Origin of the sequence: Streptomyces sp. NRRL S-87, assembly GCF_000719335.1 — a bacterium.
Classification (GTDB): Bacteria; Actinomycetota; Actinomycetes; order Streptomycetales; family Streptomycetaceae; genus Streptomyces.
This window is the reverse complement of record NZ_JOGB01000049.1, coordinates 40,625-61,225: the sequence shown is the minus strand read 5'-3', so window position 1 is coordinate 61,225 and position 20,601 is coordinate 40,625. Positions and strand designations below refer to the sequence as shown.

The window sequence follows — 20,601 nt, the reverse complement described above, 5'->3', positions numbered from 1 at the left end:
AAAACCCTCAACTGGGAAACCCCCGCCCAGCGCCTACATAAACTACTCGCGGCCTGACCCACACAACCACGTGTTGCAACGACCCCTAGAAACCGCCGGCTTCCACCGCACGGGGCCTTCGGGGACGGCCGGTTACGGGCGCCCGGCGGCGCGCACGAGCGCGTGGTGCAGTCGCTGGTCGGGCGTGAACCCCGCTTCCCACTGCACGCCGACGGCGAAGGGGTGGTCCGTGACCTCGATGGCCTCGACGGTCCCGTCCTGCGCCCAGCCGGTTGCGGTGAGGCCGGCGCCGAGCCGGTTGACGGCCTGGTGGTGGTGGCAGGCCGCCTCCGGCGCGTCCTCGTCGAGGACACCGGCGACGCGGCTGCCCGGCTCCAGCTTCAACGGGTTGGGGCCGAGGGTGAAGGACGGCACGTCCGGACGGTGGCCGTCGTGGCCGGTGACCTCGGGCAGGTGCTGGTGCAGCGAGCCCCCGTGCAGCACGTTGAGCAGCTGCATGCCGCGGCAGATGGCCAGCACCGGCAGCTCGGCGTCGAGTGCCGCCCGGATCAACGCCAGTTCGGCGCGGTCGGCGTCCGGGGTCATCGCCCGCGTGCCGGGGTGCGGGTCCTCGCCGTACAGAGCCGGATCCACGTCGGGGCCGCCCGGGACCAGCAGGCCGTCGATCCGGTCCACCAGGGTCTCGACGCCGGGCAGCAGCGGGAGCAGCAGGGGCGTGGCCCCCGCGGCGGCCAGGAAGGCCAGGTGGGCCTGGAGCGCGAAGCTGACGACCATGTCGTCGCCCTGGAACGTGACCGGCGCGGTCCGCGCGCAGATCCCGATCACCGGCCGCCCCGTGCTCGGCGAACCATTCACGACTGAATTCATTAGCACCTTCACGGGTTTCCGGGTTCAACTGAGGAAATGAGGCAGATGAAACAACCGCTTCCGCGGACGGTCACCACGGTCAAAAATAGCCGTGTGCGTGAAGCGGCGGCCATCGTTCAAAACCCCCGCCGGACCGGCACCTACTGAACGGAACGGCCCTCCTGGTACCACAGACGGGGACCCCTTTCCCCCGCGCGGACCGCTCGCGCCCCTCCCGCAGCAGCGGGTGTCCGCCACGTCGGACACCCGCTCTCTCGCCTTTCCAGGGACCGTCGACCTCCCCTCGACTGCAGCTGGAGCCCCTCCTGGGACGCTCGTCGACAGCGGCAGCAGAGAGGAAGTGAAGGAATGGCTCAGAGCAGCGCGCAGGCCGTCTTGATCACGAACGCGTTCGGCTCCGTCACGAACGAGGGCGTCGACGCGTCGGCCCGCAGCGAATTCGACCTGAGGAATTTCGAGCATATTCCGGTCCGCGACGTCCCCGTCAACTCGCTGTCGGCGGGCGTGTCCCTGCGCCGGAGCGGCACGGACGCCGCGCACGTCCAGCTCCTCGTCGACGCGGCCGGCTCGGCGGAGCTGCCGCCCGTCCTGGTCCAGATCGACGGCTACCGCATCATCGACGGCCTGCACCGGCTGGAGGCCGCCAGGCTGCGCGGCGACAGCAGCATCAAGGCGCGCTTCGTCGACTGTTCGAACTCCGAGGCGCTGGTCATCGCCATGAAGGCGAACGGATCGCACGGACTGCCGCTGTCGAAGGCCGACCGCGTGTCCGGAGCCCGCCGCGTCCTGAGTTCCCACCCGGACTGGTCCGACCGTGCCGTGGCCGGCATCACCGGGCTGAGCGCGAAGACGATCGCGTCGATGCGCGAGAAGGCGAGTGACGGAACGCCGCTCGACGGCAAGCGCGTCGGCCGGGACGGCAGGCGGCGCCCGGTGGGTCCGGGCGAGGGCCGGCGGCGGGCCGCCGAGTACATCGCCGCGCACCCGGACGCCCCGCTCCGTCAGGTCGCCAGGGAGACCGACGTCTCGCTCGGCACCGTCCACGACGTGAGCGCCCGGCTGCGGCGCGGCGAGAGCCCGGAGCGCAGCGGCCGCCGGACGGCCGACGCGGCGCCGCAGCCCCTGCGGTCCGTCCAGCCCGTCCAGGCCGTCCACCCCGTCACACCCGTGCGGTCCGTACGGCTGGCCGGGGAACCGTCGCGGCCCGCCCCGGCGGTTCCCGCCGGCGCGGCACCCGGGGGCGCCGCCCGTGTGCCGCTGCGGGTGGCACCGACCGTCAACAGCGCGCCGCAGCGCAGGAACCGCACCGACGAGATCCCGGCCTGGACGACGGTGGCGGCCAAGATGGCCACCGATCCCGCCATCCGCTACACCGCGGGCGGCCGGGAGTTCCTCCGCTGGATGCAGCTGCACGCCAACGAGCCGGACGACGGCTGGCGCGAGCTCGTCGACGCCGTCCCGGCCCACTGGCTGGGCGTCATCGCCCCGATCGCCGAGCGCATCGGGAAGGAATGGAGCCAGCTCGCCGAGCGGCTCAAGACCAAGCAGGACATGATGCCGTGACCTGCGGCCGCGCCGTCACGGCGCCGGTGCCGCGGACACCAGCCGGAGGTGGCCCGCGGCCCGGCGCCGGTCGTCGGTGTCGTGGAGCGGGGTGGTGGAGGCGGAGGGACACCCCGGGGGCGGCACGAAGGTGACCGGGGGCACGAGCTCGGGCAGGGCCAGCAGGACCGGTGGATCGGTCGGCCGGCCCGGGCGCAGCCGTACCGCCGCGCTCGTGGCACCGTCGGCGGTCACCGGCACCGGCGGCACTCCGCGTCCTCCGACGAGCGGAGTCCGGTGGGCCGTCCGGTCGGGTCCGAGGCCGTCGGCCACCGCCACCGCGAGCAGGTGCCAGCTCCCTTCGGGGACGTTCTGCAGGGAGTAGCAGCACGGCCGGCCGCTCGGCACGTCCAGGACGGCCGAGGCGACGCACGGGTGCTGGACGACGGGTGTGGCGAAGGCCCCCAGGAACACCCGGGCGTTGCCGTGCCCCGCGGGCAGGCTGATCGTTCCGCCGATCGCGCCCGCTCCCGGCCACGGCCCGGGCGCCGGCGCCGGCGCCGGCAGCCCGTCCCCGCCGTCCCGCGCCAGTCGGCGGAACCGGCCGGGGGACACTCCGACGCTGGCCGTGAAGTAGTTCGTGAACGAGCCGAGGCTGTTGTACCCGACCGCCCGGGAGACCTCGGTGATGCTCATGGAGGTCTGCTCGATCAACCGCTTGGCCTCGTCGATGCGGACCGCGGCCAGGAACCTGCCGGGAGTGAGCCCGGTCTCCTCTTTGAAGCGCCGAGTGAGGTAGAACCGGCTGAGCAGGGCGCTTTCTGCGATCCGGGCCAGGGCCAGGGGCTCACCGTAATGCTCCCGAATACACGCGATCGCCCTTTCCACCGCCGTATCCATGCGCACCTCGCTACGTGTAGACCGAGCAGCAGCGTGGCGCGTCCGCATCGCGCTCAGCTCGAATCGCGCTAGTGATCCGGAGCCGCCGATTCCCCTTCCGCGGCAACCCCGCACGGCGGGTGCTATCCCGCTGCGGACGCCGCCGCCGGGGTGCGCGTGCGGAACTCCTGGGGACTGGTGCCGCGGATGCGCTTGAAGGCCGCGCTGAGGGCGAACGGGCTGCCGTAGCCGACCCGGTGGGCGACGTGGGCGAGCGTCGCGTCCGGCTCGGCGCGCAGCAGGTCGGCGGCGAGCGCCAGGCGCCACCCCGTCAGGTACGCCATCGGCGGCTCGCCCACCACCTCCGTGAAGCGGCGGGCCAGCGCGGCCCGCGAGACGCCGGCGCGCGCCGCGAGGGCCGCCACCGTCCAGCCGTACGCCGGCTCCTGGTGCAGCAGCCGCAGCGCCGGGCCGACCACCGGGTCGCCGTACGCCCGGTACCAGGAGGGCGAACCGCTGCCCGGGTCGCCGAGCCAGCCGCGCAGCACGCCGATGAGCAGCAGGTCCAGCAGCCGGTCCAGGACGAGTTCCTGGCCGGGCCGGTCCTTGTCGATCTCCTCGCCGAGCAGCCGTACGAGGGTGCGGTCCGCGGTGTCGACGGACCGCACCAGCAGCGGCGGGAGGGCGTCGAGCAGCCGGCGGCCGATCTCGCCGGGGGCGAGGTAGGTGCCGCTCAGCAGGACCGCCGCGTCGGCGCCGGGGTGCGCGGACCCCCAGGTGCGCACGCCCAGGGACATCGACTCGCTGACGTCGGCGCCCTCGGCCGTGTGGCACCGCTGGTCGGGCCCGACCGTGATGTGCGGGGCGAGGCCGGGGGTGTCCGTGAGGGTGTACGGCTCGGGGCCGCGGGCGAGGGCGACGTCGCCGGGCCCGAGGGGGACCGGGTCGCCGCCGTCGGGGACCACCCAACCGGTGCCGCGCACCAGGGTGATGACGGAGATCGGCGCCCGGTCCTCGATGCGCAGCGACCAGCCGGGGTCGAACACCGACTTGAGCAGGAACGCGCCGCGCGCCTTGGGCCCGTCGAGGAGGCCGGTCAGGGTGTCCACCCCCCTCACTGTAGGCGCCGGCCGCGGCGGCCGGGCGGGAGCCGGGTCGCGTACCGGTCAGTCCAGTGGCGCGAGGGTCAGGTGTCCCAGCCGGACCGGGTCGGTGATGATCTCGATGTCGAGGATCCTGCCGTCCTCGATCTCGAAGGCCAGCACCCGGTAGCCCGCGGTGCCGTCGGCCGCGACGACGCCGGGCGCTCCGTTGACCAGCGCGGCCCGGGCGGAGCGGGCCGGGCGTGCGAAGGCCGGGGCGTTCCGGGCGACGGCCTCGGCGCCGCGGACCGCGGTCGCCCGTCCCGGGTGCACGGGATCGGCGTCGCGGCGCGCCACGACGTCGGGGGCGAGGACGGCGCGCACGGCGCGGACGTCCCCCTCCCCGGCCGCGGTGAGGAAGGCCTCGACGACCTCGCGGTGCCGGTCGGGATCGGGGGTCGGTACGCCGCCGCGCACCCGCCGGCGGGCCCGGTCGGCCAGCCGCCGGGCGGCGGCGGGCGAGCGGTCGAGGATGCCGGCGAGCTCCTCGTAAGGGGTGCCGAAGACGTCGTGGAGGACGAGGGCGAGGCGTTCCGCGGGGTCGAGGCCATCGAGGACCACGAGCAGCGCCGCACCGACCGCGTCGGCCAGCCGGCCACGCGGACCCGGCCCGTCGGCGGACCCGGCCGGCTCCCCCGGACGAGCGTGCCCGCCCGGGTCCGGGGCCTCCTGCCCGGCCGGCGCGACGGCGTCCCAGGTCCCGCGCGGGGGGCTGTCCGCGGCGGCCGCGCGCCGCCGGTGCAGGGCGTCCAGGCACACCCGGACGACGACCGCGGTGAGCCAGCCCTCGACGTCGTCGGAGCCGCCGTCCGCGCGCGCGTCCGACACCCGCCGCCGCGCCCGCTCGAGGGCCCGGTCCGCCTCCGGCGCCGAGCCCAGCATCCGGTGGGCCGCCTCCCACAGGCGGCCCCGGTGCTTCTCGAAGAGCCCTGCGAGGAACTCCCGCTGGTCCATGTACCCACCTCTCGTTCCCGGTCCTCACCGCAGTGACGGAGCCGCCCGGTCGGATGTGACGCGCTCCAGCACGCCCCGACCGGGGTTCAGGAGTTGGTCGAGAGGACCCCAGGATGCTCGGAGCGTCCGTTCGAGCCGTCATCGACACGACGTCTAAGGGGTCCCATGCCCGTGGAAAACAACGCTTCGTCCGGTGCGCTGTCCGGGCGAGACCTGAGGATCGCCACGCGCAGCCGCGACAGCAACTGGAGCAAGCCCCCGCGCCGCATCGAGAAGTCCGAGTGCATCACCTGCGACACCTGTCTGCGCAGCTGTCCGGAGAAGTTCGGCGCGATCTTCGACCGCGGGCTCGACGTCGTGATCATCCCCGAGCTGTGCTCGGGCTGCCCCGTCTGCGTCCTCGAGTGCCCGGTCGACTGCATCTACGTCGACGAGGACTGGACGCCCACCGACGACGCGATGTGGAGCCACATCGCACTCACCGGGGAAGGTGCCTCATGACCGCGCCCGTAGACCGCGACGGCTCCCGCCGAGCCGCCAACGCCCGCAAGCGCCAGAGCCGGCGGCCCAGCCGCCTGGGCCTGGCGGCCGGCGCCACGCCCAAGCCGGACCGGGTGCGCGAGGAGGACGCCGGGTTCCCCGGGCTGCTGGCCCGGGTGTGGCGCAAGGCCTCGGCCGCCGCCGACCTGCGCTCGGCCCTGGACACCCTGCTCACGCTCGACGGGCACGTGCCCGCGGAGGTCCAGGCGGGCGGCCTGCGCACCGCGGACGCCGCCGCGCTGAAGGTCGTCGCCGGCCTGTCCGGGGACGACCGGGACCCGGCCGGGGCGGTCGCGGACGCCGCGGAGCGCACCGCGTTCCTCGGCGAGATCGGCCTGACCACCGGCGGCCGGGTCGTCGTCCGCGTCCCGTCCCAGCAGCCGCTCGCCAAGCAGCACACGCTGGTCGCCGGCGTCCTGCGGGTTCCGTGGACCCAGGGCCACCTGGAGGCCTACCGGCGCGAGGTGACGGCGGCTCAGGAGCGGTTCGCCCGGTACGCGGCCGACAGCCGCCGCTGGCTGGCGGAGCAGGGCGAGGAGGGCCGCGCGGCGCTGCTGGCGCAGCTGACCGAGGCCGCTCAGCGCACCGCCCCGTTCATGCTCTACATCGAGGACAAGCAGTACACGAACTTCCGCGACACCAACACGGTCGTGGGCAAGACGCTGTGGCCGGGGCACCCGGACTGCGTGTTCGGCAGCCTGTCCGGCCTGCCGCTGGAGCTGTGGTCGGACCACGACGCCCTGCTGGTCGTGGGCATCACCCTGCTCATCCGCTCGGCCGGGTACGGCCGCATCGAGGAGGCCAACGGCTCGCAGCTCACCCCGGACAACGTGGGCCGCCTGCTGGAGCACACCCGCCGCAACTACAACGGCGCGCTGGGCGGGGAGCGGATCCCCGCGGCCGGTCCCGACGCCGGCATCGACGCGCTGATGGACCTGGCCGCGGCCCTGGGCGCGCACCGCCCCGAGGTGGCCCGCACCGTCCAGCTGTACCGCGAGATCCACGGCGCCCTGATCCACAAGGTGGAGAAGGTCGCGGCCCCGTACGGTGAGGTGGCCGCGGACCGGGACCGCCAGGTCACCGAGCACCTGCGCGCCGCGCTGCCCGTGGTCGGCGACCGGCTGGCCGAGCTGCGGCTCGCCGACGACGCCGACCCGGCCTGGCTGGCCCGGCCGTACGGCGGGTTCGGCACCGGTCTGGAGGCGGTGGTGTACGAGGCGGTCGCCGCGACCACCGCCGCGTTCAAGGCCGACTTCTCGATGAGCCGCGGCATCCGGTCGCTGCCCGAGCTGGTCCGCGCACTGCGCGCGGAGGCCTGGGACGAGATCACCACCTGGGGCATCACGGACTTCTTCTGCTGCGTGGTCCCCGCACCGGAGGCCCGGCGGCACTACGGCGACTCGCTCGCCACGCTCGCCGACACCGCCTGGGCGATGTCCTCGCGCATGCAGTACAACTCCTGGCACTTCATCGCCGGCAACCTGCCGCGGACCCAGAAGGTCCTGGAGCGCGACCACTTCGTGCCGCCCACCATCCCCGACATCGCCCACTTCTCCGACCAGCACCACCACGGGCACGTCAACAACATGGTGCGCTTCACGATCCGCAGCCCCCAGGCGGTCGAGGTGTGCGGCCGGCCCTTCAACGGGTTCATGGACCTGCGCATCGTCCGCGCCGACGGCGAGCCGTACACCGAGCAGGAGATGCTCGCGGCGCACCAGGTGGCCGCCTTCATCGCCCGGATGACGCAGCAGGCGGCCGTGCTCGCCGAGCAGGGGGAGCAGGCGGAGGTGACGGCCTTCGACTCCGGCTGGCACTGGACGTCCGTCACCGGCACCCCGGTCGAGCGCGCCGGTACGGAGCCGGCCCGGCCCCGCATCTAGCGGGCGTCCGGCGGGTCAGGTCAGGGCCCGGCCCCGACCCCGCCGGACACCCCCCGGTCGACGCCCCGGCGGCCCGGCCGGCGCGACTCCCCTCCCTGTCGGCCCCCGTCGACCCCCTGACGAAAGGACGCTCCCCGTCATGTACTCCAGGTCATGGTCGACCCCCGCCGCGGAGGGCAGCGTCGGGAGCCCCGCGTTCGTCGCCGAGCACGGGCTCTGGGACGAGGCCCGGCTGGCGGCCGCCGAGCGGATCGAGGCGGGGCTGGACGGGATCGACTTCGTCCGCCTGGTGTGGGGCGACCCGCACGGCCTGGTGCGCTCCAAGACGCTGACCGCCCGCACCTTCCGCGGCGTGCTGCGCAACGGCATGAACTACAGCCCCGGCCCGTTCCTGAAGGACACCGCCTGCACCACCGCGGTGGACTACCGCGGCGAGCACGGCATCGGCGTCGAGGAGATCGCCGGCCTGGGCAACTTCGTGCTGGTGCCCGACCCGCTGACCTTCCTGGAGCTGCCCGGCGAGGGGGCGCGTACCGCCTGGGTGATCGGCGACGAGTACCTGCGCGACGGCAGGCCCCACCCGCTGTCCTCGCGGCACGTGCTGCACCGGGTGCTGGACCGGTACGCCGCCCGCGGTCTGGCGCCCGTACTCGGCCTGGAGGTCGAGTGGTACCTGGCGCGCCGCCTGGACGACGAGCCGGGCAACGAGGGCAACGGCTTCGGCCTGCAGGGCCCGGCCCCGCGGGTGGCCGCGATGAACGCGGGCTACCAGTTCAACCTGGACGCCGCGTACGACACGGTCGCCCCGGTCACCGACCCGCTGGCCCTCGCCCTGCTCGGCCTGGGGCTGCCGGTGCGGTCGATGGAGCACGAGATGGGCCCCGGGCAGGTGGAGACCACGTTCGACCCCATGTCGGCCCTGGACACGGCGGACGCCATGCTGTTCTTCCGCGTCTTCACCAAGCGCTGGTGCGCGGCCCGGGGCCTGCACGCCTCGTTCATGTCGCAGCCGGCGATCGCCGGGGCGGACCCGAGCGGCTGGCACCTGAACCAGTCCGTCCTGGAGACCGCCACCGGCCGCAACGTCTTCAGCGCCGAGGGCCTCTCGGTGGGGCTCTCCCCCACCAGCAAGGCGTACGCCGAGGGCCTGCGGGACTGGCTGCGCGACCTGTTCCTGCTGTCGGTGCCCACGGTCAACGGCTACCAGCGGCTCGGCACGCAGCACGCCCTGTCCCCGACCCGGGTGGACCTGAGCCTGGAGTCGCGTACGGCCATGCTGCGCGTGGTCGGCTCGGGGGCCGGCGCGCACATCGAGAACCGCATCGGCGAGCCGAGCGCGAACCCGTACCTGAACATCGCGGCCCAGTTGTTCGCCGGCCTGGAGGGCCTGGAGGGCCTGGAGGGCTCGGCCGGACCTGGCGCCGGCCCGGCCGGGGGCCGGGAGCCCGGCCGCGACATCGTGCCGCAGTCGCTGCGCGAGGCCCTGGAGGCGTTCACGGCGGGCCGGGCCGCCCGGCTGCTGGGCGAACCGCTGGCCGCCTGCCTGGCCAAGCTCAAGGAGAGCGAGGTGCGCCGGTACGAGGCCTGGGCCCGGCACGCCGCGCCGGTGCCGGGACAGGTCACCGAATGGGAGCAGCGCGAGTACTTCGCGGCCTTCTGACACCCCGCGACCCCCGTCGCGCGGGGTGGGCGCGCGCCGCCGCCCCACCGTCCGCCACCCCGCACGGTGGCCGCCCCGCCGGCCACCACCACCACAAACCGACGAAGGCTGTCCCATGATTCCTCGTTTCACCCTGCCCGAGATGGCGAGCCTCTTCTCGGACGAGTACCGGTACGAGACCTACGTCCGCGTGGAGATCCTCGCGACCGAGGCACAGGTGCGGCTCGACCGCGTACCCGCCGAGGTCCTCGACGACATGCGCGCGGCCAAGACCCCGCTGCCGTCCCGGGTCGTGGAGATCCAGAAGGAGCGGGACCACGAGGTGCTCTCGTTCCTCACCGCCTACACGGAGCAGATGCCGGAGTCCTCGGCCCGCTGGGTGCACCTGGGGATGACCAGCTACGACCTGGTCGACACGGCCCTCGGCTTCACCCTGGCGCAGGCCTGCGACGTCCTCCTCTCCGCCGGGCGGCGGCTGCGCTCGGTGCTGGTCGAGCGGGCCTTCGAGCACTGGGACACCGTCATGGTGGGCCGCACCCACGGCGTGCACGCCGAACCCACCACCTTCGGCCACAAGCTGGGCGGCTACGCGTTCGCCGTCGAGCGGTCCCTGGAGCGGCTGGTGGCCGCCCGCGAGGCGGTCGCGGTGGGCACGGTCTCCGGCGCGGTGGGCACGTACTCGCTCATCGACCCGGCCGTCGAGGAGTACGTGTGCGCGCAGCTGGGCCTGGGCGTGGAGCCCTCCCCCAGCCAGGTCGTCTCCCGCGACCGGCACGCGCAGCTGCTGCAGGCGGTGGCCGCGCTGGGCGCCTGCATCGAGCAGATCGCGCTGGAACTGCGGCTGCTGCAGCGCACCGAGGTGCGCGAGGTGGAGGAGCAGCGGGTGGAGGCGTACCAGGGCTCCAGCGCCATGCCGCACAAGGCCAACCCGACCGGCAGCGAGCTGCTGTGCGGACTGGCGCGGCTGCTGCGCGGGTACGCGAACATGGCGCTGGAGAACGTGGCGCTGTGGCACGAGCGGGACCTGGCCCACCAGGCGGTGGAGAAGGTCCTGCTGCCCGACGCGATGACCGTGGCGCACTTCCAGACGGTCAAGGCCGCCGAGATCCTGGAGAACCTGCGGGTCAACCCGGACCACATGCGCAACTCGCTGGCCGCCACCCACGGCCTGGTGTGCTCCTCGTCGGTGCTGGTGGAGCTCCTGGAGGCGGGCGTCGAGCGCGACCAGGCGTACCGCGCGGTGCAGTCGGCGGCCCGGAAGACCGCCGAGTACGGGCAGAACTTCGGCGAGGCGCTGGCCGAGGAGGGCATCGAGACCAGCCCCCGGACGCCCGAGGACTTCCTCGTCAACCACGGTGTGGTGCACACCCGGTTGGAGCAGCTTCGCAAGCTGGCTGAGTGATCACCGAGTGCTCTTGGAACGGTCTCCCCGGCCGTCCACACTGACCTTCTGTCCGCTACTCGCCCACACGGAGCCCCCCTATGAGCTGGTCCGAGAAAGTCGCCACCACCCTGGAGAACGAGCACGTCCTGCTGACCCCGATCAGCGAGGACGACCGTGAGGGCGTCCGCGCGGTGGCCCTGGACCCGGAGATCTGGCGCTACTTCACGGTGGTCGTCGGCGACGACGCCGACTTCGAGACGTTCTTCGACTCCAACCTCGCCGAGCACGCGGCCGGCCGCCGCGCCGTCTACGTGATCCGGGACCGGCAGAGCGGCCGGATCGCCGGCAGCATGAGCCTGCTGAGCTTCGCCGAGAAGGACCGCCGGCCGCAAGGGGCTGCGCAACATCGGCGCCACCGAGGAGGGCACCCTGCGCTCCTTCAACTACATGCCGGGCGGCCGCCGCCGCGACGCGGTCTTCTACAGCATCCTGCGCGCCGAGTGGCCGCAGGTGCTCGCCGCCCTCTCCCAAGGCCCGAAGAAGGCGGCCACCCCCGCATGAGCGTCGCGTACGTCAAGGCCGTCGGCACCCCCTTCGAGCTGGGGCACGCCCACGGGACGGCCCTCGCCGGCCCGCTGCGGGCGTTCCTCGACGACGGCCTGGCCCGGCTGGCCCACCTCACCGACACGCCGCTGACGTTCACCGGGCTGCTCCCGTCGATCTCCGCGTACCGGGCGGCGATCACGGCGGCGGTCCCGGACCTGGCCGAGGAGGTGGCGGGGCTGGCGGCGGGGGCCGGGATCTCCGAGGACGAGGCGTGGCTGCTGCAGCTGCGCCGCGAGGTGATGGGCTACACCGGGGTGCCCACCGCCGGTGACTGCACGTCCTACGCGCGCACCGGGCCGGCCGCCCGGCCGGTGCTGGCGCAGACGGTGGACCTCAACGCGGACATCGACAGCCACATCGCGGTGCTGTCGCTGGCCCGCGCGGGGGCGCCGCGCCGGGTGACGGTGCTCAGCTTCGCGGGCCTGCTCGGCTACCTGGGCATGAACAGCGACGGGCTGGCCATCGGGCTGAACCTCGTCACCGACGGCCAGTGGCGGCCGGGCGTCACCCCCTACCTGGCCATCCGCCACCTGCTGGACGGTGCCGGGAGCGTGGACGAGGCCCTGGAGATGCTGGCCGGGCTCACCCTGTCCAGCTCGCGCAACCTGGTGCTGTGCGACCGGCGGCGCGCGGTGTACGCCGAGGTGTGCGGGACCGAGCTGCGGGTGACCGAGCCCGCCGCGCGGGAGGCCGTGCACACCAACCACTACCTGCACGAGGACTTCACCCCGCTCGACCGGCAGTCGGCGCCCGACCGGGTCAACTCCGACGAGCGGCTGGAGGCCGTGGCCAAGGGGCTGGCCGGACTCGGCCCGCAGGCCGCCCCGGAGGAGCACTTCGCCGTACTGTCCCGGCCGCCGGTGTGCATCGCCGCCCACGGGGACTTCCGCCTGGAGCGGACCGTGGCCTCCGTGGTCATGCTGCCCGGGGCGGGCGAGCTGCACCTGCGGGCGGGCGACCCCAACCACAGCGCCACCGAGGTGTTCGCGGTGTAGCGCGGGTGCCGGCCGCGGACCGGACCGGCGGACGGCCCGGCACCCGTGGACGGGCGCTGCACCAGGATTCGACCACGTGCCGCTAGCGTCGGGGCGGGAGGCGTCCGGACCGGTCCGGACCCGCCACGACCCCCGGGGGAGGCATGAGTCAGGTTCAGGCGCAGGTACTGCCGGAGCACCAGACGTCCGCTCCGCACCCCGAGCACGAGGGGACGCGGGCCCGCCCGCTGGTCCGGGAGGTGCGGCCGAGCCCCCGATCCCCCGGGCCGTGGCCCCCCGGCCAGCACGTGCTCGGCCAGCGGAGCCCCGTCCCGGGCGCCCCCGTCCCGGGCGCCCCCGGGCCGACGTCGCTGCGCGACGTCCTGGGCGGGGCCGCCCCCCGTCCGGCGCCCGCGGTCTCCGGGCGCCGCATCCTGGTCGTGGGCGCCGACGCCGGGGACGGGCTGTCGAACCAGCTGCGCCGGCACGGCCACACCTGCACCAGGGCGGCCCACGGCGGCGCGGCCCTGCAGGCCTACGGCAGTGCCGACCTCGTCCTGCTCGACCTCGAACTGCCGGACCTGGACGGGCTGGAGGTGTGCCGGGCGATCCGGTCGGTCAGCCGGGTGCCGCTCATCATCGTCACCTCGCGCGAGTCCGAGATCGACTGCGTGCTCGGACTCCAGGCGGGCGCGGACGACTACGTCACCAGGCCCTTCGGGATCCGCGAGCTGATGGCCCGGATCGAGGCCGTCATGCGCCGCGTGCAGTGGCAGCCGGCCGCCACCGCGGGCCCGGTCCAGGAGATCCTCCGGCACGGCCGGCTGCGCATCGACGTGGGCTCCCGCGAGGTGACCGTCGACGGCGCGCCGGTCACCCTCACGCGCAAGGAGTTCGACCTGCTGTGCCTGCTGGCGCAGCATCCCGACGCCGTCGTCCCGCGCCGGCAGCTGCTCCAGCAGGTGTGGGGCGACTCCTGGTCGCGCCGCACCGTGGACACCCACGTGAGCAGCGTGCGCGGCAAGCTGGGCGACCCCGGCTGGATCGTCACCGTCCGCGGCGTCGGCTTCCGCCTCGGCACCGTCTGACACCCTGCCCCAGCCCAAAGTTCCAGCCTAAAGTTTCAGCCCCGGCCCCAGCCCAAGCCCCGGCCCCCCTGCACCGGGTCCCCGATCGGGCACGGCCCCGCCGCCGCGGGCGTCGCCGGTCCCGTGACGGGCCGGCGACGCCCGCGATCGCGTCCTCAGACCACGCAGGCGGTGCGGCCCACCGTCTTCCTGGGCACCGGCGCCGAGCCGGCCAGCGCCCGGTCGACCAGCGGGCCGGCCGTACCGGTGTATCCGGCCGGGTCGAGCAGTCCGGTCAGCTCCGCGGGCGTGAGCACCCCCCGCAGCGCCTCGGACTCCGCCAGTACGGCGGCCAGCGGGCGGGCGGTCTCGGCGGCCCGCAGCGAGGCCCGGGTCAGCAGTTCCTTCGCGGCCGCCTTGCCCAGCCTCGGGGCGAGCACGGCGGAGACCCGCTCGGAGACGAGCTGCCCGCCGGTGGCCGCGAGGTTGCCGGCCATCCGCTCGGGGCACACGGTGAGCCCGCGGACCAGCTCCACGGCGGTGTGCGCGGCCCCGCCGGTCAGCCGCAGCGCCTCGCGCAGCGGCTGCCACTCGGCGTGCCAGACCCCCGCCGACCGCTCGTCCTCGTGCGGCAGGCACTGCGCGAGGACGGCGGCCAGCGCCGGCACCTGGAGGGCGGCGGAGCGGATCAGCGTCGACAGCACCGGGTTGCGCTTGTGCGGCATCGCCGAGGAGGCGCCCCGCCCGGCCACCGCCGGCTCGGCCACCTCCCCGATCTCGGTGCGGGCCAGCACCAGCACGTCGGCGGCGATCTTCCCCAGCGCCCCTGCGGTGTGCGCGAGGGCCGCGCCCAGGTCGGCGACCGGCGTGCGCAGCGCGTGCCAGGGGAGCACCGGTGCGGCCAGCCCGGTCTCGTCCGCGAAGGCGGCCACGAGGTCGGCGAGCACGGCCGCCGGGTCGGCGTCGTCGCCCGCGTACTGGAGGTAGCCGGCCAGCGTGCCGGCCGCGCCGCCCAGGGAGACCGGCAGGCCGCCCCGGGCCAGGCGCTCCAGCCGCTCGGCGGACTCCAGGACCAGCTGGCGCCAGCCCGCCGCCTTCAGCCCGAAGGTGGTGGGGACGGCGTGCAGGGCGAGGGTGCGTCCCGCCATCACCGTGTCCCGGTGCTCGGCCGCCAGGACGGCGAGGGCCTCGGCCACCGCCCTGAGGTCCGCGACGATCAGCCGCAGGGCCCGGGTCGCCACCAGCATCGCGCCGGTGTCGAAGACGTCCTGGCTGGTGGAGCCGCGGTGCACGTACTCGGCCGCCTCCGGGGAGCGGGCCGCGACCCGGGCGGTGAGCGCCGCGACCAGTCCCACCACCGGATTGGCGGTCTCCCGCGAGGCCAGCGCCAGCGCCCTGGTGTCGAAGTCCGAGGCCCGGGCGGCGGCGGTGATCGCGGCGGCCGCCGCGGGCGGGACCGTGCCGCACCGCGCCTGGGCGCGGGCCAGCGCGGCCTCGGCGTCGAGCATCGCCTGCACCCATGCGTCGTCCGCGACGGCGGCCTCGACGGGGGTGCCGGCCCGGACCGGGGACAGCAGCCCCGTGTCCGGGCCCGCGGGGCGGTCGGCGGCCCGGCTCACGCGATCGCCCCCGCGCCCGCGTTGCCGGACAGCGCCCGCCCCGCCGCGACCGCCGGCGCCCCGGGCAGCCGCAGCGCGGGGCGCAGCTCCGGCAGTTCCAGCACCGCCGCCGCGATGGCGTCGGAGTCCTCCAGCGTCACCGAGCCCACGCCCGGCCGGATGCCGGCCGCGGTCACCCAGTGCACGGCCTCGGTGGGCACCCCGTACGCGAACCGCCTGGGGTGCGGCACCCCCTGGCCGTCGAGCAGGTGGTACGGGCGTTCCGACACGGCCAGGCCGCCGGTCTCGTACGACGAGCCGTCCGCGCCCGCGACGCGGTGGGTCCGGGCCTGACCGGTGCTCAGCAGCCGGGCCATCAGCGGATCGGCGGTGCGCCGCAGGTCGATCTCCGGCAGCCGGGCCTCGATCAGCACCGTGGCCCGCACCCGCAGTTCGGCGATGTCCGGTGAGGTGCCGACGAAGGCCGGGCCCGCGGGGTCGAGGGCGTCGGCAGCCACGTGCAGCCCCGGACCGGTCACGTCGAGGACGCCCGCGTCGATCAGGGCGGCCATCTCCTCGATGCGGGAGGCCGGCGGACCGATCGACAGGTAGGCGTTGAGCGGCGTGTACCAGCGGTCGAGCTCGTCGCGGTGGGAGTCGGCGTCGAGGCCGCCGTGGTCGATCGCCAGGCGCAGCTCGTTGCGCAGGTCCCGCAGCAGGTCCAGGGCGGCCTTGAACGGGCCGCTGACGTTGCCCTCCCGGGCCCGGCGCACGTCCTCGTCGAGGTAGCCGCGCAGCCAGCCGCGGAAGGAGGCCAGGTCCCTGAAGGTCCGTTCGCCGTACGGCCGGGCGACCGTGTCCCAGTCCCAGCGCTCGTCGTCGCCGATACCGGCCGCGGTGAGCAGCGCGTCCTCGGCGCCGCCCTCACCGGCCCGCAGGAACGCCTCCGCGAAGGCGGCCACCGCGGCCGGTTCGGCGCGCCGCGCGAGCAGCGTCTCGTAGTAGACGGTGCGCACTTCCTTGGAGACCAGGGGCCACAGTTCGGTGCCGAAGCGGATCGGCTCCCCGTCCCGCACCCGGGCGCGCAGTGCCGCCACGAAGTCGGTGGTCAGCAGCCGCGGGTGGTAGCGGCCGTGCGCGCCCTTCTCGTTCTCGCCGCGCGCCTGGTACGGCACGCCGCGGCGGGAGCCCGCGTACAGCCGCGGCTCGCGGCCCGAGGGGCGGTAGACCAGACGGCCGTCGACGCGCTCGAACAGCCCGCCGCGGGCGTGCGTGAACAGCGCCATGTAGTCGAAGAAGTTCAGGCCGAGGCCGCGCAGCAGCACCGTCTCGCCGGGGGCGACGCCTGACAGGTCGACGTCCGCCGGGTTGCTCGGCGCGACGTAGGTCAGCCCGTGCCGGTCGGCGTACGCGGCGAACTCCCGCTCCGTGTGGGTCGGCCGCACCTGCACGTGGCCCTGCGCGAGCACCACCGCGCCCAGGCCCGTCAGCCGGGTGCCGTCCTCCAGGAGCACGGTCTGCGCCCCGCCGGGGCCCGCACCCGGCTCGGCGTCCTCGAGGGCCACGGCGCGCGAGGCGTGCACGCGGACGGTGGTGTGCGCGGCCGCGCTGGCGGTCACCCGGCCGAACACCCAGGTCAGGTACTGGCCGTACAGGGCGCGGGTGGGGTACGTGTCCGGGCCCAGGTCCCGGGCCTCGGCGAGGGTCTCGTCGTCGTACGGCAGGCCCGCGCCGGGCGTCAGCGCGCTGGGGCCCAGCGCCTTGGCCCACTGGTACAGGCTCGGGCCCTCCTCCAGCGGCCCTTCGATGGCGACGCTGGCATCGGTGTAGACCGTGACCTGACAGGCGACGGTGTTCATCAGGAGGTGCCGGGACTGGGAAGGCCGCCAGACCCGGCCGGAGCCCGGTGGGTCCGGTTCCACGACGTGCACGGTCAGCTGGTCCCAACGGGGGGACTTCCGCTCCTGCGCACAGAGCCGTTCCAGTACGGACAGCCCGCGGGGTCCGGCGCCGACAAGGCACACTTCCATACGTCCGCTGCTCACGAAGCACTCCGCTCAGGAGACGGGGGACGGCTGGACCGCGGCGCCGCCGCGTCGGCCCCGCCGGTGTGCCGGCCCGGCCTGCTCCCCGGGGGTCAGGGTGGTGTCCGCCCACGGTCGGTCCCGCCGCTCAACCAGGGCTCGGATCTGGGTGGAAGACCCGTCCTGGACCGGTGTGGGGCGCCTTCCCGGCCGCTCGGACACGTGTACGGCCCCGGAACGCGCGCGAGCACCCCCCGCGGGGCGCGGGGGGTGCTCGCGGGCCGGGCCCGGCGGAGTCGTCGGACGTCTCAGACGGCGCCGAACCAGCGCTCCAGCGCCTCCTGCAGGCCGGCCTCGTCCGGGGCGGCCCAGGCGATGTAGCCGTCGGGGCGGACCAGCAGCGCGTGCGGGGCGTCCTGCGCCTCCGCCTCGCCCTCGGCCCAGTCGCCGGTGACGGTGTCCACCCGGTCGCTCCAGCGCGCCGCGGTGGCGCGCAACGCGTCGGAGTCGGCCGCCGCGGGGGTCACGAACAGCACGCCGCGGGCCGGCTTGAGCAGGTCCCGCACGGTGGCGGGGCTGCCGTCGGTGAGCTTGAGCGGGGTGTCGGGGCGCAGCCGCAGGCCGAGCCGCGGGTGGCTGCCGGAGCCCATGTCGTAGCGGACGTCGAGGCCGGAGACCTGGCCGGCCAGGTGGCGGGCCACCGGGACGTCCTGGACGAGCTCCTGGATGACCGCGCGCAGCGGCTCCATCTCCTCGCCGGAGAGGTAGAGCTTGGTCTGGGCGCGGGTGTTGCGCATGAGCAGCTCCCCGACCGGGTGCCGCTCGGACTGGAAGGTGTCGAGCAGGCCCTCGGGCGCCCAGCCGTTGACGGCGGCCGCCAGCTTCCAGCCGAGGTTGACCGCGTCCTGCACGCCCACGCTCATGCCCTGCGCGCCGGCCGGCATGTGGATGTGGGTGGCGTCGCCGGCCAGGAAGATGCGGCCCTTGCGGTACTGGGCGGCCTGGCGGGTGGTGTCGGTGAAGGAGCTGATCCAGCGGACCTCGGCGTCGTGCAGGCGCTCGCCGGTCATGTCCTGCCAGGCGTCGGCGATGGTCTCGAACGTCAGGCCGCTCTTGTCCTCCGGCGGGCGCAGCGACTCGTTGTGGATGACGATCCGGTGGACGCCGTCCTCCAGGTTGAAGGCCATGACCATGCCGCCGGGCACGCGCTCGCCGATCGGGCGCTGGCGTACGTTCGCGCCGACGATGTCGGCCATGTACATCCCGCGGGTGGGCTCCCAGCCGGGGAAGTCGATGCCGGCGAGGCGGCGGACGATGCTGCGGGCCCCGTCACAGCCGATCAGGTAGCCCGCGCTCTCCTCGCCGCGGCCGGCGGGGCCCTCGTACTCGACGACGACGCCGTCCTCGGTCTCGCGGAAGCCGAGCACCTCGTGCTCGCGGCGGATCTCGACGCCCAGCTCCGTCAGCCAGCCCTCGAGGATCTCCTCGGTGCGGTACTGCGGGATGCCGCGGACGCTGAAGTGGTTGTCGTCCAGCTTCGAGAAGTCGATGTGGACGCCGCCGAAGTGGCCCTGGGCCCATTCGACGTCGCCGAAGCGCTCCAGCAGGCCGCGCTGGTCGAAGACCTCGGCCGCGCGCCGGGTGAAGCCCACGCCGCGGGACTCGCCGCTGGGCGCGGGGAGCTTCTCGAAGACGACGACGTCCACGCCGCCCAGTTTCAGTTCGCCGGCGAGCATCAGCCCGACCGGCCCGGCGCCGACGATGATCGCGCCCTTTGCCATGTCCTACTCCTCAAACATCAAAGCCGCCGCGCATGGGCAGCGCCGGGTCGGCGGTGGTCGCGTACGTGTGGCGGGACCCGAGCCCGGCAGGGGGACGGTCGCGTCGGCGACCGTCCCCCTGCCGGGTGGGGCGGGGGTGTCGTGCGGCGGGCCGTCAGGCGGCCGCGGGCGTCCCGAACCAGCGGGTGAGGGCGGCTTCGAGGTCGCCGCCGGCCGGCGCCGCCCAGGCGATGTAGCCGTCGGGGCGGACCAGCACCGCCTGCGGGGCGTCCTGGTGGTCGGCCTCCTGGTCGGCCCAGGCGCCGGTGACGACGTCCACGCGGCCGGCCCAGCGGGCGGCGAGCTCGGCCGGGCCGCCGTCGCCGTCCGTGACGACGAGCAGGCCGCGGCCTCCGTGCAGCAGCTCGGCGACCCTGGTGCGGGTGCCGTCGGCGAGCTCGAGGGCCCGGTGCGGGGCCAGGCGCAGGCCCAGCGAGGGGTGCCCCTCGGCGCCCATGTCGTACCTGATGTGCAGGCCGGAGACGCGGCCGGCGAGCCGCCGGGCGGCCTCGGGCAGGGTGACGAGTTCGCGCACGACGGCGCGCAGCGGTTCCATCTCCTCGCCGGCGAGGTACAGCATCGACATGGCGTGCACGTCGCGCATCAGCTGCTCGCCGATCGGGTGGCGCTCGGCGTGGTAGGTGTCGAGCAGGGACTCGGGGGCCCGGTCCCCGAGCACGGCGGCGAGCTTCCACCCGAGGTTGACGGCGTCCTGGAGGCCGACGCTGACGCCCTGGGCGCCGAGCGGGGCGTGGTCGTGGGCGGCGTCGCCGGCGAGGAAGACGCGGCCCTTGCGGTACTGGGCGGCCAGGCCGGTGGCGTTGGTCAGGGCGCACATCCAGGAGGCGGAGGCGCCGTGGATGTCCTCGCCGGTCAGGCGCTGCCAGGCGTCGGCGAGCTCCGAGAACTCCAGCTCGCCCTCGCCGTGGTGCGGGCGGACGCCGGCCTCGTGGATGACGATGCGGTCCACACCCGGCTCCAGGGTGACGGACAGCACCATGCCGCCGCCCTCGATGCGCTCGCCGATGGGCCGCATGCGCACGTTCGCGCCGACGACGTCGGCCAGGTACATGCCGCGGGTGGCCTCGTCGCCGGGGAAGTCGATGTCGGCCAGGGTGCGCACGGTGGACTTGCCGCCGTCGCAGCCGACGACGTACGTGGCGGTGGCCTCGGTGTACCCGTCGGGGCCCTGGAAGCCGAGGACGACGCCGTCCTCGGTCTCGGCCAGGGTGGTCAGCTGGTAGCCGCGGCGCACCTCGACGCCGAGCTCGGCGACCCAGTTGCCGAGCGCCTCCTCGGTGACGGACTGGGCCAGGCCCATGACGCCGAAGTGGCTCTCCTCCAGGAGCGAGAAGTCGATGCGGACACCGCCGTAGTGGCCCTGCTTGCCCCAGCGGATGTCGCCGAGCCTTTCGAGCAGTCCGCGCTGGTCGAGGACCTCCGCGGTACGGCTGGTGAACCCGAGGCCGCGCGACTCGCCGCTGGGGGCGGGCAGCTTGTCGTAGACGACGACGTCCGCGCCGCCGAGCCGCAGCTCACCCGCGAGCATCAGACCGACCGGTCCGGCGCCCACGATGATCGCGCTCTTTGCCATGTCGATTCCTCCATACAGACGATTGGTCACCAGGGAAGAGCAGGGGGGTCGAAGGGCGGTGCAGCGG

Annotated in this window: 15 protein-coding genes; 7 read left to right on the top strand and 8 right to left on the bottom strand. The window is 74.7% G+C overall.

Annotated features, from left to right (window positions below; genetic code table 11):
• Nucleotides 1-132 precede the first annotated feature (132 nt).
• Nucleotides 133-855 (bottom strand): gamma-glutamyl-gamma-aminobutyrate hydrolase family protein, encoded by a 723-nt coding sequence (locus IF43_RS0126730; RefSeq protein WP_234332550.1) that lies wholly within the window; start codon nt 853-855, stop codon nt 133-135.
• 360 nt (nt 856-1,215) lie between these two features.
• Between IF43_RS0126730 and IF43_RS0126725 the strand changes: the two genes are divergently transcribed.
• Nucleotides 1,216-2,430: a ParB N-terminal domain-containing protein gene (locus tag IF43_RS0126725; protein WP_030205766.1), complete on the top strand. Its 1,215-nt coding sequence runs from the start codon at nt 1,216-1,218 to the stop codon at nt 2,428-2,430.
• A 15-nt stretch (nt 2,431-2,445) separates the two neighbouring features.
• On the opposite strand, the gene IF43_RS0126720 is transcribed toward IF43_RS0126725, so the two are convergent.
• From IF43_RS0126720 to IF43_RS0126710, 3 genes are all read right to left on the bottom strand, one after another.
• Complete coding sequence (locus IF43_RS0126720; RefSeq protein ID WP_234332549.1) at nt 2,446-3,297, bottom strand: helix-turn-helix transcriptional regulator; 852 nt, start codon at nt 3,295-3,297, stop codon at nt 2,446-2,448.
• A gap of 134 nt (nt 3,298-3,431) precedes the next feature.
• A complete protein-coding gene (locus tag IF43_RS0126715; RefSeq protein ID WP_030205761.1) occupies nt 3,432-4,397 on the bottom strand; it encodes an AraC family transcriptional regulator in 966 nt (321 codons plus the stop codon).
• Between the two features lie 57 nt (nt 4,398-4,454).
• Nucleotides 4,455-5,384, bottom strand: coding sequence for a sigma factor-like helix-turn-helix DNA-binding protein (locus tag IF43_RS0126710; protein ID WP_030205760.1), 930 nt, complete (start codon nt 5,382-5,384; stop codon nt 4,455-4,457).
• A 171-nt stretch (nt 5,385-5,555) separates the two neighbouring features.
• Here IF43_RS0126710 and IF43_RS0126705 point away from each other — a divergent pair, with 171 nt between their 5' ends.
• The 6 genes from IF43_RS0126705 (at nt 5,556) to IF43_RS0126675 (ending at nt 13,519) form a co-directional block, all read left to right on the top strand.
• Nucleotides 5,556-5,885 (top strand): ATP-binding protein, encoded by a 330-nt coding sequence (locus IF43_RS0126705; protein ID WP_199922789.1) that lies wholly within the window; start codon nt 5,556-5,558, stop codon nt 5,883-5,885.
• Nucleotides 5,882-7,807: a hypothetical protein gene (locus tag IF43_RS0126700; protein ID WP_051796209.1), complete on the top strand. Its 1,926-nt coding sequence runs from the start codon at nt 5,882-5,884 to the stop codon at nt 7,805-7,807. Before IF43_RS0126705 ends, IF43_RS0126700 begins: the two co-directional genes overlap by 4 nt.
• A gap of 139 nt (nt 7,808-7,946) precedes the next feature.
• Entirely contained in the window at nt 7,947-9,467 is a 1,521-nt protein-coding gene (locus tag IF43_RS0126695) for a glutamine synthetase family protein (RefSeq protein WP_030205753.1), read from the top strand.
• Nucleotides 9,468-9,582: 115 nt separating this feature from the next.
• Nucleotides 9,583-10,869, top strand: a complete 1,287-nt coding sequence (gene purB, locus IF43_RS0126690; RefSeq protein WP_078910479.1) for an adenylosuccinate lyase — start codon at nt 9,583-9,585, stop codon at nt 10,867-10,869.
• 80 nt (nt 10,870-10,949) lie between these two features.
• A complete protein-coding gene (locus IF43_RS0126680; protein ID WP_234332548.1) occupies nt 10,950-12,452 on the top strand; it encodes a C45 family autoproteolytic acyltransferase/hydolase in 1,503 nt (500 codons plus the stop codon).
• Nucleotides 12,453-12,595: 143 nt separating this feature from the next.
• Nucleotides 12,596-13,519: a response regulator transcription factor gene (locus IF43_RS0126675; protein ID WP_078910478.1), complete on the top strand. Its 924-nt coding sequence runs from the start codon at nt 12,596-12,598 to the stop codon at nt 13,517-13,519.
• A 155-nt stretch (nt 13,520-13,674) separates the two neighbouring features.
• Here the strand turns inward: IF43_RS0126675 and pcaB are convergent, their stop codons facing one another.
• The 4 genes from pcaB to IF43_RS0126655 all read right to left on the bottom strand — a co-directional run bounded on the left by pcaB (nt 13,675) and on the right by IF43_RS0126655 (nt 20,534).
• Nucleotides 13,675-15,117 carry a 3-carboxy-cis,cis-muconate cycloisomerase gene (gene pcaB / locus IF43_RS0126670; RefSeq protein ID WP_051796206.1) on the bottom strand — a complete coding sequence of 481 codons (1,443 nt, stop codon included), beginning with the start codon at nt 15,115-15,117 and terminating at the stop codon, nt 13,675-13,677.
• Nucleotides 15,114-17,126 carry an FAD/NAD(P)-binding domain-containing protein gene (locus tag IF43_RS0126665; protein WP_030205739.1) on the bottom strand — a complete coding sequence of 671 codons (2,013 nt, stop codon included), beginning with the start codon at nt 17,124-17,126 and terminating at the stop codon, nt 15,114-15,116. Before IF43_RS0126665 ends, pcaB begins: the two co-directional genes overlap by 4 nt.
• Nucleotides 17,127-17,428: 302 nt before the next feature.
• A complete protein-coding gene (locus IF43_RS0126660; RefSeq protein WP_030205736.1) occupies nt 17,429-18,901 on the bottom strand; it encodes an FAD-dependent monooxygenase in 1,473 nt (490 codons plus the stop codon).
• Between the two features lie 154 nt (nt 18,902-19,055).
• The gene (locus IF43_RS0126655; RefSeq protein WP_030205733.1) at nt 19,056-20,534 is read right to left on the bottom strand and encodes an FAD-dependent monooxygenase; all 1,479 of its coding nucleotides are present in this window, start codon (nt 20,532-20,534) and stop codon (nt 19,056-19,058) included.
• Between the last annotated feature and the right edge of the window lie 67 nt (nt 20,535-20,601).